We start from the raw sequence: 14,025 nt of genomic DNA, 5'->3' as shown, positions 1-14,025 counted from the left end.
AATTGGAGCGGCTTCCCATCCTTCGAGACGGCCCTGCGGGCCTCCTGAGGATGAGGCTGGAGATTTTTGGGATATAGCCTCACCCTGAGGAGGCGCTGAAAAGCGCCGTCTCGAAGGGCGGGGCGGGCCGCCGGTTCGATCAAGAGTGGATAGGAAGACTTACCCCGTGAAACTGCTGTATTTCGCCTGGCTCAAGACCAAGACCGGCATGGCCGAGGAGGATGTGACGCCGCCCGAGGGCGTGGCCACGGTGGGCGAGTTGCTGACCTGGCTGGAAGGCCGCGGCCCGAACTTCGCCGACGCGCTCTCCGACCGCGGCGCCATCCGCGTGGCGGTGAACCAGGCCTACGCCAAGCCGGGAGACCCCATCGGCCCGAATGACGAGGTCGCCCTCTTCCCGCCGGTGACGGGAGGGTAAGGAGATGATCCGGGTCCAGGCGGAAGATTTCGACGTCGGCCAGGAGCTGGCCAAGCTCACCGAGGGCAACCATGCCATCGGCGGCCTCGCCGTCTTCGTCGGGCTGGTGAGGGATCTCGCGGGCGGCTCGGAAATCTCCGCCATGACCCTGGAGCACTACCCGGCCATGACCGAGAAGATGCTGGCCGAGATCGAGGCGGAAGCGAAAGCGCGCTGGCCGCTGGAGGCGAGCCTGGTCATCCACCGCTACGGCCGCCTGGAGCCGGGCGACCGAATCGTCATGGTCGCCGCCGCCTCGGCGCACCGCCAGGCCGCCTTCGAGGCCTGCGAGTTCCTCATGGACTGGCTGAAGACCAAGGCCCCCTTCTGGAAACTGGAAGAAACCGACCAGGGCGCCCAGTGGGTCGACGCCCGCGACAGCGACGACGCCGCCGCCGCCCGCTGGGTGAAGAAAGACCCCGACGCGGCGGAGTGATCGAAACCATGTTTCGCCGACGTTCGATGGCAGCGGCAAGCTGGCGAGAGCATGACCCGCAACCAGCCTCATGCCGCCGCAATGACTTCGATCTCGACCAACCAGTCTTCTTTCAGCGTCTCCACGACAATGGCCGTCGTCGGCACGCGCCGATCCCCCAAAGCCGCGACGCGGGCCTCCTGATTCTCCCCAACGAAGGCGGAGTTTCTTAAGTAGCTGGTGACGCGCACGATGTTGGCGGCCGACATACCCGCGTCGGCGAGGATCCGCCCGATATTCGCCCAGACAAGGTCCAACTGCTCGCTGAGGGTCTGCGGGGCGTCTCCGCCTTGGTCCAACCCCATCGTTCCGCTGACGAACAGGAGGCGACTGGCCCCGGTCAACTCGATGGCGTGAACGTAGTCCTCGGTCGCGGCGTAGATGCCGTCAGACGGGTTCACTGCTCGTTCTTGCATGGTGAAATTCCTTCCGTGAAATGCAAATATTGCGGAATTTCATTTCCCCACAAGACCGGAACAGCGGCTTGAACACAAAAACAGACGGCATTCGGCCGAACCGCGCCACAACCCGTCCCTTGGACGCGTTCGACCGAAAGATATTAAGCGCCCTCACCAAGGACGCGAAGCAGACCTACGCGGCAATCGGCGAAGTCGCCGGCCTCTCCGCGCCGGCCGTCCACGAACGCATAAAGCGGCTGCGTGACACCGGGGTGATTTCAGCTACGGCCGCCCTGCTCGACGGCGCCGCCGTCGGCAAACCATTGCTGGCGTTCGTTCATGTAGACGCCGACGGCTGGGGCAAGAGCCAGCGCATGATGTGCTTGGCGCAGTACCCGGAAGTCGAGGAAATGCACTCGGTCGCCGGCGATACCTGCGTCGTCCTAAAAGTGCGGGCGGAAAGCACCGACGCGCTGGAACACTTTCTGTCGCAGCTCTACGTACTGCCGGGCGTGCGCGGAACTAAAAGCTACGTGGTTTTGTCGACTTATATTGAGCGGCCTGTCCAAGCGGAGCTCACCGAGGACTGGCCGCCGATTCCCTTGCCGCCGGAATGACGGAAACCTGGATAAGGTCACCCCTCATACCTGATCGCCGTGACCTCCAGTTCCTGGTCGCCGGCGGGGCGTTTCCAGGTGATGGAGTCGCCGACCTCGGCGCCGTCGAGGGCCCGAGCCAAAGGCGAGACATATGAGACCTTGCCGTTCTGCGGCTCGGCCTCGTCCTCGCCGACGATCTGGTAGTCGTGGGTCTTGCCGTCCTCGTCCTCCACCGTCACCACGGCGCCGAAGGCGACCTTGTCGCGCGGCTGCTTGGCCGGGTCCACGAGAATGGCCGTGCGCAGGCGTTCCTCCCAATAGCGCACCTCCTGCTCGACGCGCGGCAGGTGCGACTGGCTGGCAAGCTCGTCGTCGTGCGTTTTCAACTCGGCGCGCTCGGCCTCGTAGAGGGCGACCTTGTCCTTCAGCATCTGAAGGCCCGCCGGGGTCACGAAGTTGGGATGCTCGCTGATCGGCAGGTCGACCTGTTCTTCCGGCGTACCGGCGTCGTCTTCCTTCACGAAGGCACGGGACATCTGCTGCGTCTCCTCCAGACAAAAAAGAAAACCGGGCGGCGCCCCCTCCGCGCCGCCCGGTCTCTCGTCAGACCGATTTCCGCGGCGCTAAGCGGCGCTGGCCGCCGCGTGCTTGCGCACCGCGGCGTCGTAGTCGTTCATCAGGTTGCGGGTAATCTCGCCCGCTTCAAACTTGTACTCACCGATCTCGGCCACCGGGGTCACCTCCACGGCCGTACCCGTAAGAAAGACTTCCTGGGTCTTGGCCAGTTCTTCCGGCTTGATCGCCCGCTCGATGACCTCGTAACCCCGGCGCTTGGCCAGGTCGATCACCGTGCGGCGGGTGATGCCGTCCAGAAAGCAGTCCGGTGTCGGGGTATGGATCTTGCCGTCCTGGACCAGGAATACGTTGGCACCAGTCGCCTCCGCGATCAAGCCGCGGTAATCGAGCATCAGGGCGTCGGCATAGCCCTTGGCCTCGGCGGCGTGCTTGGACATGGTGCAGATCATGTAGAGGCCGGCGGCCTTGGAATTGCAGGGCGCGGTCGCCGGCGAGGGGCGTTTCCACTCGGCGAAATCCATGCGGATGCCCTTCATTCGCGCTTCCGGGCTGAAATAGGCCGGCCACTGCCAGGCGGCGACGGCGACGTGGATCTTCGTCTGCTGGGCGGAGACCGCCATCATCTCGCTGCCGCGCCAGGCCACCGGGCGGAGGTAGCCGTCGGAGATACCGTTGGCCTCCAGCACCGCCATGGCCGCGGCGTCGATCTCCTCGCGGCTATAGGGGATGTTGAAGCCCAGGATCTTGCCGGAATTGAGCAGCCGGTCGTGGTGCTCTTCCATCTTGAAGATACGCCCGGCATAGGAGCGCTCGCCCTCGAAGACGCAGCTTGCGTAGTGCAGGCCGTGGCTGAGGACGTGCAGCTTGGCATCCCGCCAGGGCAACAGCTCGCCGTTGTACCAGATGACGCCGTCACGGTCGTCGAAAGGAAGTATGGACATCTCGCGTCTCGTCCCTAAAAAGCTTGTTGGCCAAACCCGTTTTCGGAGTGCGGTGGTCCGGGCGGCGGCTCCGCCGGTCCGGCCGGCCGTCGCCCGAAAGTCCCGCTCTTCGCGGCAGATCAGTCAGTAACACTAACCAATCAGAGATTTTTTTCCGTTAATAGTTCCGATTTGATACTTTCGATCAAATCTAGTTGATCTTATGTAACAAGATTAGGCGAATATGTCAACATGGCTGACGTAAAAGGCGGACCCAACCCCCTCTTCCTGCGCGAGGAGGAGCTGCGCCAGGCGATGGAGCTGCTGTTCTTCGCCTACCGCGACTTCACCGGCGAACCGGACCAGATTCTCGCCGACTACGGCTTCGGGCGGGCCCATCACCGGGTCATCTACTTCGTCGGCCGCAATCCCGGCATCACGGTGTCCGAGCTGCTGGCCATCCTGCGCATCACCAAGCAGTCCCTCTCTCGCGTCCTGGGCCAACTGGTCCGCGACGGCTTCATCACCCAGCGCCCGGGCCTGCGCGACCGGCGCCAGCGCCTGCTGGAATTGACCGACAAGGGGCGCGAGCTGGAGAACAAGCTGACCGAGCAGCAGCGCATCCGCATCGCCCGCGCCTATCGCACCGCCGGGGCCGAGGCGGTGGAGGGTTTCCGCACCGTGCTGACCAACATCATCGACGAGGCCGACCGCGGCCGCTTCGAACGCCCGGAGGCGCCCGGCAAGCCGGGGGCCAAATCCGCGGCCAAGGCGGCGGCCGCGAAATCGGCGGCGCGGCGCTAACTGCCGCTTTAGCCCTCGCGGGCCACCGTTGCCGGGCCTATACTCCGCCTCCATGATCGAGGATACCACAGCGAGGCACCCCTGCCCCATGAGGTTCCCCTGAGCGACAAGCCGCATATCCTGGTGGTGGACGACGATACGCGCCTGCGCGACCTGCTGCAGCGCTATCTCAGCGACCAGGGTTTTCGCATCACCACCGCGGTGGACGCCGCCGACGCGCGGGCCAAGCTGACCTCCATCGCCTTCGACCTTCTGGTGCTCGACATCATGATGCCCGGCGAGACCGGCCTGCAGCTGACCGAGACCCTGCGGCGCGAAAGCGCGGTGCCGATCCTGCTGCTGACCGCCATGAACGAGACCGAAAACCGCATCGCAGGCTTCGAATGCGGCGCCGACGACTACCTGCCGAAACCCTTCGAGCCGCGCGAACTGGTGCTGCGCATCAACGCCATTCTGCGCCGCGTGCCGCCGCCGGCCGCCGCGCCGCCGCAGACCAAGGTCGTCTTCGGCGAGTTCTGCTTCGACCTGGAGCGCGAGGAACTGACCCGGGCCGGCGCCTTCGTGCGCCTGACCACCGCCGAAGCCTCCTTGCTGAAGGCCCTGGCGCGGCGCGCCGGCGAGCCGATCAGCCGTGACGACCTGGGCGAAGAGAGCATGATCAGCGGCAATACCCGTACCATCGACGTGCAGGTCACCCGCCTGCGCCGCAAGATCGAGATCGACCCGAAATTCCCACGCTACCTGCAGACCGTGCGCGGCACGGGTTACGTGCTGATGCCCGATTGATGCTGCGACACTTTTCCCGCAAGAGCCCGGAGCCATGAACAGCTCCCCACCCGACCCTCTCTACCCGCAAGGCGGACCGGGGCCGATCCGCCGCTTCCTGCCGCGCTCCCTGCTGGGCCGCGCGGTGCTGATCATCGTCACTCCGCTGATCCTCATGCAGGTGATTTCCACCTGGGTGTTCTACGACCGCCATTACGACACCATCACCAAACGCCTGGCCCAGGGCCTGGCCGGCGACGTCGCCGCGGTCATTACCCTGCTGTCGCGCAGCGAAAGCGACCTCGATCAGCGCCGCATCTTCCATCTGGCGCGCAGCGCCATGCAGCTTGAGCTGACCCTGACCGAAGGGGCCGAATTGCTGGTGCCGGCGCAGCGCCAGGTGCGCGGCGTGGTGGAATCGCGCCTGACCGACGCCCTGCAGGAGCGCCTGCGCCAGCCCTTCGCCATCGACGCCCGTTCCATCAAGGACCGGGTGGAGATCCTGGTGCAGTTGCCCAAGGGCGTGCTGCGCGTGCTGGTGACCGACGAGCGGCTGTTTTCCTCGACCACCTACATCTTCATCTTCTGGACCATCGGCAGCTCGATCCTGCTGTTCGGCATCGCGGTCATCTTCATGCGCAACCAGGTGAAGCCGATCCGCCGTCTGGCACGCGCCGCGGAGAGTTTCGGCAAGGGCCAGGAGGTGCGCGACTTCAAGCCGGAAGGCGCGACCGAGGTGCGTCAGGCCGCCGCCGCCTTCATCAACATGCGCGATCGCATCAAGCGCCAGATCCAGCAGCGCACCGAAATGCTGGCCGGCGTCAGTCACGACCTGCGCACGCCGCTGACCCGCATGAAGCTGCAGCTCGAGATGCTGGAGGACGTGCCCGACGTGCAGAACCTGCGCTCCGACGTGGCCGAGATGGGGCATATGGTGGAAGGCTACCTCGCCTTCGCCCGCGGCGAGGGTCAGGAAACGCCGGCGCCCACCGACCTGGGCGGACTGCTGCGCGACGTGGTGGCTCAGATGACCCGCGACGGCCACGCCGTCGACCTGCACGTGGAGCAGGACATCACCCTGCCGCTGCGTCGCGACGGCATGCGCCGCTGCCTGACCAACCTCATCGCCAACGCCCAGCGCCACGGCGAGCACGTGGCGGTGCGCGCCGGGCGGCGCAAGAATACGGTCGAGATCACGGTGGACGACGACGGCCCCGGCATTCCCGCGGAGTGCCACGAGGACGTCTTCAAGCCCTTCTACCGGCTGGAGCAATCGCGCAATCCGGCGACCGGCGGAATCGGCCTGGGCCTGACCATCGCCCGCGACGTCGCGCGCAGCCACGGCGGCGACGTGACCCTGGAGAGCGCTCCGGGGGGCGGGCTGCGCGCCCGCATCTGGCTGCCGGTCTAGCCCCGGCCGGGCGCCGGAAAGCGGCCGAAATCCCACAACCAGGGGTTCAATTTCATTTATACAGCCTTAACCCTTGGCGTCTAAGCTGGCGCCGCTGACCGCCGTCAGTTTCCCGCACAAGCAGGTTACGGAGCTAAGGGCATGGCCACCACGCGTGGGTTGATTTCGGAAGAAGAACTCGATTCTCAGCTCGAGAGCGAAGTGCTCGACGAGGCGCGCGACCTCGTCAGCAACCTGGAACTGCGCGTCCAGCAGGTGAAGAACGGGGTCCTCAACCCCAAGGAAGCCGCCAAGGCCCTGGCCCAGGAATCCGCAAACCTGCGCATGAAGGCCCGCGCGGTGAACCTGGTCGGCTTCGGGCCCCTGACCCACCGCCTGGACGAATACCTCAGCGAGATCGACGCCGTCGACGGCAAGCAGGCCGACGACCTGATCGCCTTCGCCGACCGCATCTCCGCGGTGCTGGACGGCGAGACCGTCGACGTCGACAACGTCGCCGCCGTGCTGCGCACGCTGCCGCAACAGAACACCTTCAACGTCGAAGACGTGACGGTGATGGACAAGGACGTCACCGTGATCATCCCGCAGCGCTCGGCCGCCAAGGTGGTGGGCCGCGAACTGGCGGCCTGCGGCTACCGCGTCGCCACGGTGCTGAACCCCATCGAGGCGCTGGAGTTGATCCTCGAGACCAAGCCGGACCTGGTGATCACCTCGCAGGTCATGCCGCGCATGAGCGGCGTCGACCTGGCCTGCGCGCTGGCCGCCATGCCGGCGACCAAGTCGATCCCGGTGGCCCTGCTGACCAGCCTCGATCCGGACCATCCGGACCTGAAGGCCCTGCCCATGAACGTCGGCCTGATCCGCCGCGGCGCCCAGTTCGGCGACGACCTGGCCGACGTGCTGCAGCGCTTCAACATCACCTAAGCGCGCCGCAGCGGCCACCTTAGATTTGGGGCCGCCGGCGGGCGGCCCCGATCTGCTCTAGCCCCGGTAGGTCGCCAGCTTATAGCTCGCAAAACAGAAATAGGCTCCCAGCGCGCAATCGATCCAGCGGCGCGCCTTGCCGTAGGCGGCGACGACAGGCGACGTCGAGAAGGCCACGGCATAGACCAGATGCCCAAAAATCGAAATGACGCCGGTTCCAGCGACCACAAGGCCGCCGATCCAAAGCGGCGCGTCGCCATCCATGGCGAGGGACATGATCGCGATCCAGACGAAGGCAGCCTTCGCATTGGTCATCTGGATCAGCAGGCCGCGCTTGTAGAATGTCCATGCGCCGCCGTATGCGCCGACGGCGGAAATCTCCGGCATCTTATTGGACAGAGCCGACTTGAAGGCCTTGAAGGCAAGCCAGAGAAGATAGAGCGCGCCGGCCGTTTTCAGGATTACCATGAAGGACGCATAGGCCGAGACCAAAGCCGTCAGCCCGGCCAGGGTCACCAGCCCCCAGCAGAGCGTTCCCGTTCCAATTCCCAGCGCCAAGGCCTTGCCCTGCCGCCGGCCTATGGACATTGACGTCCCGATGACCGCGAGGATGTTCGGCCCCGGCGTAAACATGCCGATCATGAACACGCCGTAGGCGAGCAAGATGCCGGGGATATACGGCTCGATCATCGCTCAAGTGTCCTTATCGCACGGTGCCTGGGCCCCGCCGCGCCCTTCTCGATGCCGCCCGGGGCGCTTCGGGGACGCTTCAGTACAGCCGCCCGCCGTTGGGGACCGGCTGGTCGGATGTTACCAGCACCACCTCGCCCTCGCCGTCGGGAAAGCCCAGCACCAGGACCTCCGACATGAACTTGCCGATCTGGCGCGGCGGGAAGTTCACCACCGCGGCGACCTGCTTGCCGACCAGATGCTCAGGGTCGTAGTGCACGGTGATCTGGGCCGAAGACTTCTTCACGCCGATCTCCTCGCCCAGGTCGACCCACAGCTTGATGGCCGGGCGCCGCGCCTCGGGAAAGGGCTGGGCGTCGACGATAGTGCCGACCCGCACGTCGATTTTCATGAAGTCGTCGAAGGAAATCTGCGGGCTCGCGGCCATGACCTTGGGTGCCTCTGACTGTCCTGTTCGCGCCTCGGTGGAGAGCGGCGAGGCTATCACTGCGGCAAAGCGCGCGACAAGGCGCCAGGGCCGCCCAAGCCGCCCGAATGCCTAAAAAAATTTCCGCCCCCGCACCGGCGATCGTCGGGAATCCCGCTCCGTGCGGCGAAGGATCCCCGGATGGACGGGGCGCAGCCGTCGAATCGCCGCGGGATTTCCTCTGCGGAACAAAACTTGATTTGTCGTAAATACGACTACAGTGTCGCATTTTGACAATTCGCGGCGCTTCGGTTAGTCTCCGGCACCCTGTTCACAGCCGGCGCGAAATGCGCCCGGAGGCCCCCATTTCCGACTCACGCCCCCTTGCCGTTTCGCGTGATGAGCTCGACTTCGTCGTTCCCGCGCGCCCGCCGCGCACCGACAATCCGGCGCGCCGCAAGAAGCTGGTCAACCGCCGCATGGAAGACCTGCGCCGGATTTTCCTGGACGGCTTGGACCACCAGATCGGCCTGGCGCACGACGCCGGCTTCACCTACCCGAGCCACGAATACGTCGAGCGCGACGGCGAGACCGTCAAGCAGATGACCTACAAGACGCCGCTGCCCTGGTGGTTCGAGGAGAACGGCACGCTGTACCTGCGCCTCAACTTCGGCGAACGCACCATGCTGATCCCCGGCAAGAACCCGGTGATCCGCGTCGGCAAGCGCAGCAACCTGCTGCCGACGCTGGAGGCGCTGCACATCCTGGTCGATGGCCGGGAAATGGACGACGTCATCGAGAAGATGGTGGTGGTCAGCCGCTAGCCCCCTGAGGCAGGGCCGGTCAATGCTGCTCGCGGTCGATGGCGCCCACGTCCAATACCGGCGCCGCGTCCAGGCTTTCGGCATCCAGCAGGGCCACGACCCGCTCCAGGGCCGCCACCAGCATGGCCTGCTCCCAGGATTCAAGATCCTCGAAGCGCTCCCGGAAGTTCTCCTGCAGCCCGTCCGGCGCCGCGGCCAGCTTCTCGCGCCCGGTTTCGGTCAGCGACAACCAGACCTGACGGCGGTCGGCGTCGCCGCGCTGCCGGCGCACCAGGCCGCGGGCCTGCAACTTGTGCAGCAGGCTGGTGGTCGTGGCCTGGGTGATGCCCATGTGCGCGGCGATCCGGCCGGCGGTGGTTTCGCCGTGCTCGTCGAGCACCTGCAGCAGCAGGAGTTGGGAGGCGGTCAGGCCGGTCTCCCGTGACAGCTTGCGCGCGAAGTTATCGGTCGCGCGCAGGATTTGGCGCATGGCCGTCAGGGCCTGTTGGGAGCGCCGCCGCGATACTTGTGCCAAGGGATCCCCGAAGTCTCGAAAGCCAACCAGTCGTCACGTCGATCCTAGGGCCCGGCCGCAGGTCGGCCAAGGCTCCCTTTTAGTTCTCCTAACTAAAGATATTTTCGGCTGAATTCAAAAACAGTTTGATACTAAAACTTCACACAAATTTTTACCTCCCACCACTTATCGCTGTTTTTCGCCGATTATGAGGTTTTTCAGCATCCTACCCTGAAAATTCATCCCCTCTTTACGGTTGACAAATTAGTTTGATACACAAAATATTCGGCGTCCTCGCCGCTTGGAGACGAACAAAAAATGCAATTGGAAACCGCTCTGAAATCCCCCCGGACCCCGACCGCCGGCACCTTGCGATTCCGCAAGCCGAAGAAGGCCGACGGCGCCAAGGTCTGGGAGCTGATCAAGAGTATCGAGAAGCTGGACGACAACTCGATGTACTGCAATCTGCTGCAGTGCTCGCATTTCGCCGGCACCTGCGCCCTGGCGGAGCTGAATGGCGAGCCCCTCGGCTGGATTTCGGGCTACCGCCCGCCGGAACAGCCTGACACGCTCTTCGTCTGGCAGGTCGCCGTGCATCCCGATGCCCGCGGCCGCGGCGTGGCCAAACGGCTGATCCGCGAGCTGCTGCAGCGCCCGGACTGCCGCCAGGTGCGCCACATCCACAGCACCATCACCCGCGACAACGAAGCCTCCTGGGCGCTGTTCCGCGCCATCGCCGACGACCTGGACGCGCCCATGGTCGACGACGCGCACTTCGAGCGCGAGGCCCATTTCGGCGGCGCCCACGCCACCGAGCACCTGGTGGAGATCGGTCCCATCGACCGTATCGCCCTGCAGCGCGCCGCCTGATCAGGTCCGATCTGATTTGATCTGATCCGGGCCGCCTCGGCCGCCCCGCTTCCCGAATTCCCGCTTCCCACAACAACGAAAGAGGCCCCTCCATGTCCTCGGCACTCGACACCTTTACCCGCAGAGAATCCGAAATCCGCAGCTACTGCCGCAGCTTCCCGGTGCTGTTCGAGCGTGCCAGCGGCGCCGAGTTGATCGCCGAGGGCGGCCGCCGCTACATCGACTTCCTGGCCGGCTGCTCGACGCTGAACTACGGCCACAACGACCCGGACATGAAGCTGGCGCTGGTCGACTACATCCTGCGCGACGGCGTGACCCACGGCCTGGATATGTACACCGAGGCCAAGGCCGGCTTCATCGAGGCCTTCGAAGAGATCATCCTGCAGCCGCGCAGCATGGACTACCGCCTGCAGTTCACCGGCCCGACCGGCGCCAACGCCGTCGAAGCAGCCCTGAAGCTGGCCCGCAAGGTGACCGGCCGCCAGCAGGTCGTCGCCTTCACCAACGGCTTCCACGGCGTGACCTTGGGGGCGCTGGCCTGCACCGGCAACGGCTATCACCGCGGCGGGGCGGGCGTGCCGCTGGAGGGCGTGACGCGGGTGCCCTACGACGGCTACCTGGAAAGCGGTGACGCCAAGGGCGCGGAGGGCCTGGCGATGCTGGAGCAGATGCTGGACGACCCCTCCAGCGGCATGACGCCGCCGGCGGCCTTCATCATCGAGACCGTGCAGGGCGAAGGCGGCCTCAACGTCGCTTCGGCGGAATTCATGCAGCGTCTGGAGAAGCTGGCGCGCAAGCACGGAAGCCTGCTGATCGTCGACGACATCCAGGCCGGCTGCGGGCGCACCGGCAGCTTCTTCTCCTTCGAGGAGATGGGCATCTCCCCCGACATCATCACGATGGCCAAGTCGCTGTCGGGCATGGGCCTGCCCTTCGCCATGGTGCTGCTGAAACCCGAGCACGACGTCTGGGGGCCGGCCGAGCACAACGGCACCTTCCGCGGCAACAACCACGCCTTCGTCACCGCCAAGGTCGCGCTGGAGAAGTTCTGGCGCAACGCGGACTTCGCCCGGGCGGTGCAGGACAAGGGCGAGCACCTGGGCCGGCGCCTGGCCGGGATCGCCAAGAAGCACGGCTATTCGACCAAGGGCCGGGGCATGTTCCGCGGCATCGACGTCGGCGACGGCGATACCGCCGCGGCAATCTGCGCCGCCGCCTTCGAGCGCGGCCTGATCATCGAGACTTCCGGCGCCCATGACGAGGTGGTCAAGGCCCTGGCGCCGCTGACCATCAAGACCGAGCAGCTCGACGCCGGCCTCGACATGCTTGCCGAGGCCTTCGAAGAGACGCATCGTTCGGCAGCCGCCGCTTAAGTTACGAGGAGTTCGACAGAGAAATGATTGTCCGCGACTACAAGGAAGCCGAGACCGGCGAGCGCTGCGTCAGCGCCGAGGGCTGGAAGAGCGTCCGCCTGCTGCTGAAGGGCGACGACATGGGATTCAGCTTCCACATCACCACCATCTTCGAGGGCGCCGAGCTGCACCTGCACTACAAGAACCACTTCGAATCGGTCTACTGCATCTCCGGCGAAGGCTCGATCGAGGACTGCGCCACCGGCGAGGTTCACCAGATCCGGCCCGGCGTGATGTACGCGCTCAACGAGCACGATAAGCACATCCTGCGCGGCGAGACCGAGATGATCATGGCCTGCTGCTTCAACCCGCCGGTCACCGGCAAGGAAGTGCACGGCCCCGACGGCGCCTACGCCCTGGAGGACGACGCCGCCTGAGAGAGCGGCGGTAAACGAAGCGCCCCTAGAGACAAGAACGGATCAGGTTTGATGCGCGGCGGGCGCCGGCAGGCCCGGCACCCGCGCCATCACCCCGGGAGATATACCCAGTGACGGAAGCCATACTGCAGCAACGCTCGGGCAATCAGAACCACGCCCCTCAGGGCGCCCCCCACAGCGTCCACAAGATCGGCGGCACTTCCATGTCCGCGGTCGATACGGTGCTGGACAACATCGTGGTCGGCGGGCGCGAAGAGGCCGAACTCTACAACCGCGTCTTCGTGGTCTCCGCCTACAGCGGCATGACCGACCTGCTGCTGGAGCACAAGAAGACCGGCGAGCCCGGCGTCTACGCCCTCTACTCCGGCTCCGAGAACGAATGGGCCTGGGGCGATGCCCTGACCCGCATGGCCGCGGCCATGCGCGACAAGAACCGCGCGGTCCTGGAGGACCCGGCCGACATCGCGCTGGCCGACCGCTTCGTGGAGGAGCGGGTCGAGGGCGTGCGCAGCTGCCTCATGGACCTGCGCCGGCTCTGCTCCTTCGGCCACTTCAAGCTGCCCGAGCACCTGCTGACCGTGCGCGAGATGCTGAGCGGCATCGGTGAGGCGCACAGCGCCCACAACCTGACCCTGGCCCTGAAGCGCCGCGGCGTGAACGCGGTCTTCGTCGACCTGACCGGCTGGCGCGAGACCGGCGCCAAGAAGCTGGACGAGCGCATCGCCGAGGCCTTCGAGCCGCTGGACTTCGCCCGCCAGTTGCCCATCGTCACCGGCTACGCCCAATGCGAGGAAGGCCTGGTCGGCCTCTATGGCCGCGGCTACAGCGAAATCACCTTCTCGCGCATCGCCGTCAACAGCGGCGCGGCGGAAGCGATCATCCACAAGGAGTTCCATCTCTCCTCCGCCGACCCCAAGCTGGTGGGCGCCGAGGCGGTGAAGCCGATCGCCGAGACCAACTACGACGTCGCCGACCAGCTCTCCAACATGGGCATGGAGGCGATTCACCCCAGCGCCGCCAAGGGCCTGCGCCAGGCGCGCATCCCGCTGCGCATCATGAACACCTTCGAGCCGGAGGACCCCGGCGCGGTGATCCGCGGCGACCTGGAGGCCACGGCCCCGGCGGTCGAAATGATCACCGGCCTGAAGAGCGTCTACGCCTTCGAGTTCTTCGAGCAGGACATGGTGGGCGTGAAGGGCTACGACGCAGCCATCCTGGAGACGCTGAAGCGCCACAAGGCGCGCATCGTCACCAAGACGTCGAACGCCAATACCATTACCCACTTCCTGAAAGGCTCGGCCAAGGCGGTGAAGCGGGTCGAGCAGGATCTGAACGAGCGTTTCCCCTCGGCTTCGATCTCCTCGCGCAACGTGGCCCTGATCTCCATCATCGGCCGCGACCTGCGCCTGCCGGGCCTCGGCGCCCGGGTGCTGACGGCCCTGGCCGAGGCCGGGATCGAGCCGCTGGGCTTCAACGACCTGCTCCGCAAGGTGGACATGCAGGTGATCGTCGAGGAGGGCGACCACGACGCCTGCATCCGCGCCTTGCACAAGGCGCTGATCGAGGAGGCCGGCGAGGACAGCCAAAAGGTCTCCTCGCTCAGCGCCGCCGCCTGAGGCCGCCC

General features: G+C 65.7%; 18 protein-coding genes. 12 read left to right on the top strand and 6 right to left on the bottom strand.

Translation table 11 applies throughout. From position 1 onward, the window contains the following. Positions 1–166 precede the first annotated feature (166 nt). Both moaD and AAFN88_RS06600 read left to right on the top strand, forming a co-directional pair. Positions 167–418: a molybdopterin converting factor subunit 1 gene (gene moaD, locus AAFN88_RS06605; RefSeq protein WP_347519218.1), complete on the top strand. Its 252-nt coding sequence runs from the start codon at positions 167–169 to the stop codon at positions 416–418. Positions 419–422: 4 nt separating this feature from the next. Beyond that, positions 423–893 (top strand): molybdenum cofactor biosynthesis protein MoaE, encoded by a 471-nt coding sequence (locus AAFN88_RS06600; RefSeq protein WP_347519217.1) that lies wholly within the window; start codon positions 423–425, stop codon positions 891–893. 68 nt (positions 894–961) lie between these two features. Here AAFN88_RS06600 and AAFN88_RS06595 read toward each other — a convergent pair whose 3' ends face one another. After that, the gene (locus tag AAFN88_RS06595) at positions 962–1,348 is read right to left on the bottom strand and encodes a RidA family protein (protein WP_347519215.1); all 387 of its coding nucleotides are present in this window, start codon (positions 1,346–1,348) and stop codon (positions 962–964) included. Positions 1,349–1,467: 119 nt separating this feature from the next. Here AAFN88_RS06595 and AAFN88_RS06590 point away from each other — a divergent pair, with 119 nt between their 5' ends. Further along, positions 1,468–1,947: an Lrp/AsnC family transcriptional regulator gene (locus tag AAFN88_RS06590; protein WP_347519214.1), complete on the top strand. Its 480-nt coding sequence runs from the start codon at positions 1,468–1,470 to the stop codon at positions 1,945–1,947. A 17-nt stretch (positions 1,948–1,964) separates the two neighbouring features. On the opposite strand, the gene AAFN88_RS06585 is transcribed toward AAFN88_RS06590, so the two are convergent. After that, positions 1,965–2,465, bottom strand: a complete 501-nt coding sequence (locus tag AAFN88_RS06585) for a GreA/GreB family elongation factor (RefSeq protein WP_347519213.1) — start codon at positions 2,463–2,465, stop codon at positions 1,965–1,967. 87 nt (positions 2,466–2,552) lie between these two features. Beyond that, entirely contained in the window at positions 2,553–3,446 is an 894-nt protein-coding gene (locus tag AAFN88_RS06580; protein WP_347519212.1) for a branched-chain amino acid aminotransferase, read from the bottom strand. Positions 3,447–3,677: 231 nt separating this feature from the next. Here AAFN88_RS06580 and AAFN88_RS06575 point away from each other — a divergent pair, with 231 nt between their 5' ends. The 4 genes from AAFN88_RS06575 (at position 3,678) to AAFN88_RS06560 (ending at position 7,329) form a co-directional block, all read left to right on the top strand. Beyond that, complete coding sequence (locus AAFN88_RS06575; protein ID WP_347519210.1) at positions 3,678–4,229, top strand: MarR family transcriptional regulator; 552 nt, start codon at positions 3,678–3,680, stop codon at positions 4,227–4,229. A 126-nt stretch (positions 4,230–4,355) separates the two neighbouring features. Then, a complete protein-coding gene (locus AAFN88_RS06570) occupies positions 4,356–5,015 on the top strand; it encodes a response regulator (RefSeq protein WP_347519207.1) in 660 nt (219 codons plus the stop codon). Positions 5,016–5,049: 34 nt separating this feature from the next. Next, positions 5,050–6,405, top strand: coding sequence for an ATP-binding protein (locus tag AAFN88_RS06565; protein WP_347519206.1), 1,356 nt, complete (start codon positions 5,050–5,052; stop codon positions 6,403–6,405). 141 nt (positions 6,406–6,546) lie between these two features. Beyond that, the gene (locus AAFN88_RS06560; RefSeq protein ID WP_347519204.1) at positions 6,547–7,329 is read left to right on the top strand and encodes a response regulator; all 783 of its coding nucleotides are present in this window, start codon (positions 6,547–6,549) and stop codon (positions 7,327–7,329) included. A gap of 57 nt (positions 7,330–7,386) precedes the next feature. On the opposite strand, the gene AAFN88_RS06555 is transcribed toward AAFN88_RS06560, so the two are convergent. Both AAFN88_RS06555 and AAFN88_RS06550 read right to left on the bottom strand, forming a co-directional pair. Beyond that, positions 7,387–8,019 carry a LysE family translocator gene (locus AAFN88_RS06555; RefSeq protein ID WP_347519202.1) on the bottom strand — a complete coding sequence of 211 codons (633 nt, stop codon included), beginning with the start codon at positions 8,017–8,019 and terminating at the stop codon, positions 7,387–7,389. 79 nt (positions 8,020–8,098) lie between these two features. After that, positions 8,099–8,446, bottom strand: a complete 348-nt coding sequence (locus AAFN88_RS06550; RefSeq protein ID WP_347519200.1) for a tRNA-binding protein — start codon at positions 8,444–8,446, stop codon at positions 8,099–8,101. Positions 8,447–8,772: 326 nt separating this feature from the next. On the opposite strand from AAFN88_RS06550, the gene AAFN88_RS06545 reads away from it, so the two are divergent. Further along, on the top strand, positions 8,773–9,249 hold the full coding sequence (locus AAFN88_RS06545) for a hypothetical protein (RefSeq protein ID WP_347519199.1): 477 nt from the start codon (positions 8,773–8,775) through the stop codon (positions 9,247–9,249). Positions 9,250–9,268: 19 nt separating this feature from the next. Here the strand turns inward: AAFN88_RS06545 and AAFN88_RS06540 are convergent, their stop codons facing one another. Continuing rightward, positions 9,269–9,763, bottom strand: a complete 495-nt coding sequence (locus AAFN88_RS06540; RefSeq protein WP_347519197.1) for a MarR family transcriptional regulator — start codon at positions 9,761–9,763, stop codon at positions 9,269–9,271. A 297-nt stretch (positions 9,764–10,060) separates the two neighbouring features. Here AAFN88_RS06540 and ectA point away from each other — a divergent pair, with 297 nt between their 5' ends. The 4 genes from ectA (at position 10,061) to AAFN88_RS06520 (ending at position 14,017) form a co-directional block, all read left to right on the top strand. Beyond that, positions 10,061–10,612 carry a diaminobutyrate acetyltransferase gene (gene ectA / locus AAFN88_RS06535; protein WP_347519196.1) on the top strand — a complete coding sequence of 184 codons (552 nt, stop codon included), beginning with the start codon at positions 10,061–10,063 and terminating at the stop codon, positions 10,610–10,612. 92 nt (positions 10,613–10,704) lie between these two features. Further along, positions 10,705–11,985 carry a diaminobutyrate--2-oxoglutarate transaminase gene (ectB, locus tag AAFN88_RS06530; protein WP_347519195.1) on the top strand — a complete coding sequence of 427 codons (1,281 nt, stop codon included), beginning with the start codon at positions 10,705–10,707 and terminating at the stop codon, positions 11,983–11,985. A 23-nt stretch (positions 11,986–12,008) separates the two neighbouring features. Further along, positions 12,009–12,401 carry an ectoine synthase gene (locus AAFN88_RS06525; protein ID WP_347519193.1) on the top strand — a complete coding sequence of 131 codons (393 nt, stop codon included), beginning with the start codon at positions 12,009–12,011 and terminating at the stop codon, positions 12,399–12,401. 110 nt (positions 12,402–12,511) lie between these two features. Then, complete coding sequence (locus AAFN88_RS06520; RefSeq protein ID WP_347519192.1) at positions 12,512–14,017, top strand: aspartate kinase; 1,506 nt, start codon at positions 12,512–12,514, stop codon at positions 14,015–14,017. The last annotated feature ends 8 nt before the right edge of the window (positions 14,018–14,025 follow it).

The organism is Pelagibius sp. CAU 1746 (assembly GCF_039839785.1).
GTDB lineage: Bacteria > Pseudomonadota > Alphaproteobacteria > Kiloniellales > Kiloniellaceae > Pelagibius.
This window is presented reverse-complemented; position numbering and strand designations above follow the sequence as displayed.

Bases quoted from the DNA above. Each gene is read 5' to 3' on its own strand.
- AAFN88_RS06555 (WP_347519202.1), bottom strand. From the start codon at position 8,019: ATGATCGAGCCGTATATCCCCGGCATCTTGCTCGCCTACGGCGTGTTC.
- AAFN88_RS06565 (WP_347519206.1), top strand. From the start codon at position 5,050: ATGAACAGCTCCCCACCCGACCCTCTCTACCCGCAAGGCGGACCGGGG.
- AAFN88_RS06600 (WP_347519217.1), top strand. From the start codon at position 423: ATGATCCGGGTCCAGGCGGAAGATTTCGACGTCGGCCAGGAGCTGGCC.
- AAFN88_RS06585 (WP_347519213.1), bottom strand. From the start codon at position 2,465: ATGTCCCGTGCCTTCGTGAAGGAAGACGACGCCGGTACGCCGGAAGAA.
- AAFN88_RS06550 (WP_347519200.1), bottom strand. From the start codon at position 8,446: ATGGCCGCGAGCCCGCAGATTTCCTTCGACGACTTCATGAAAATCGAC.
- ectB (WP_347519195.1), top strand. From the start codon at position 10,705: ATGTCCTCGGCACTCGACACCTTTACCCGCAGAGAATCCGAAATCCGC.
- AAFN88_RS06545 (WP_347519199.1), top strand. From the start codon at position 8,773: ATGCGCCCGGAGGCCCCCATTTCCGACTCACGCCCCCTTGCCGTTTCG.
- AAFN88_RS06560 (WP_347519204.1), top strand. From the start codon at position 6,547: ATGGCCACCACGCGTGGGTTGATTTCGGAAGAAGAACTCGATTCTCAG.
- AAFN88_RS06525 (WP_347519193.1), top strand. From the start codon at position 12,009: ATGATTGTCCGCGACTACAAGGAAGCCGAGACCGGCGAGCGCTGCGTC.
- AAFN88_RS06580 (WP_347519212.1), bottom strand. From the start codon at position 3,446: ATGTCCATACTTCCTTTCGACGACCGTGACGGCGTCATCTGGTACAAC.
- AAFN88_RS06595 (WP_347519215.1), bottom strand. From the start codon at position 1,348: ATGCAAGAACGAGCAGTGAACCCGTCTGACGGCATCTACGCCGCGACC.
- ectA (WP_347519196.1), top strand. From the start codon at position 10,061: ATGCAATTGGAAACCGCTCTGAAATCCCCCCGGACCCCGACCGCCGGC.
- AAFN88_RS06575 (WP_347519210.1), top strand. From the start codon at position 3,678: ATGGCTGACGTAAAAGGCGGACCCAACCCCCTCTTCCTGCGCGAGGAG.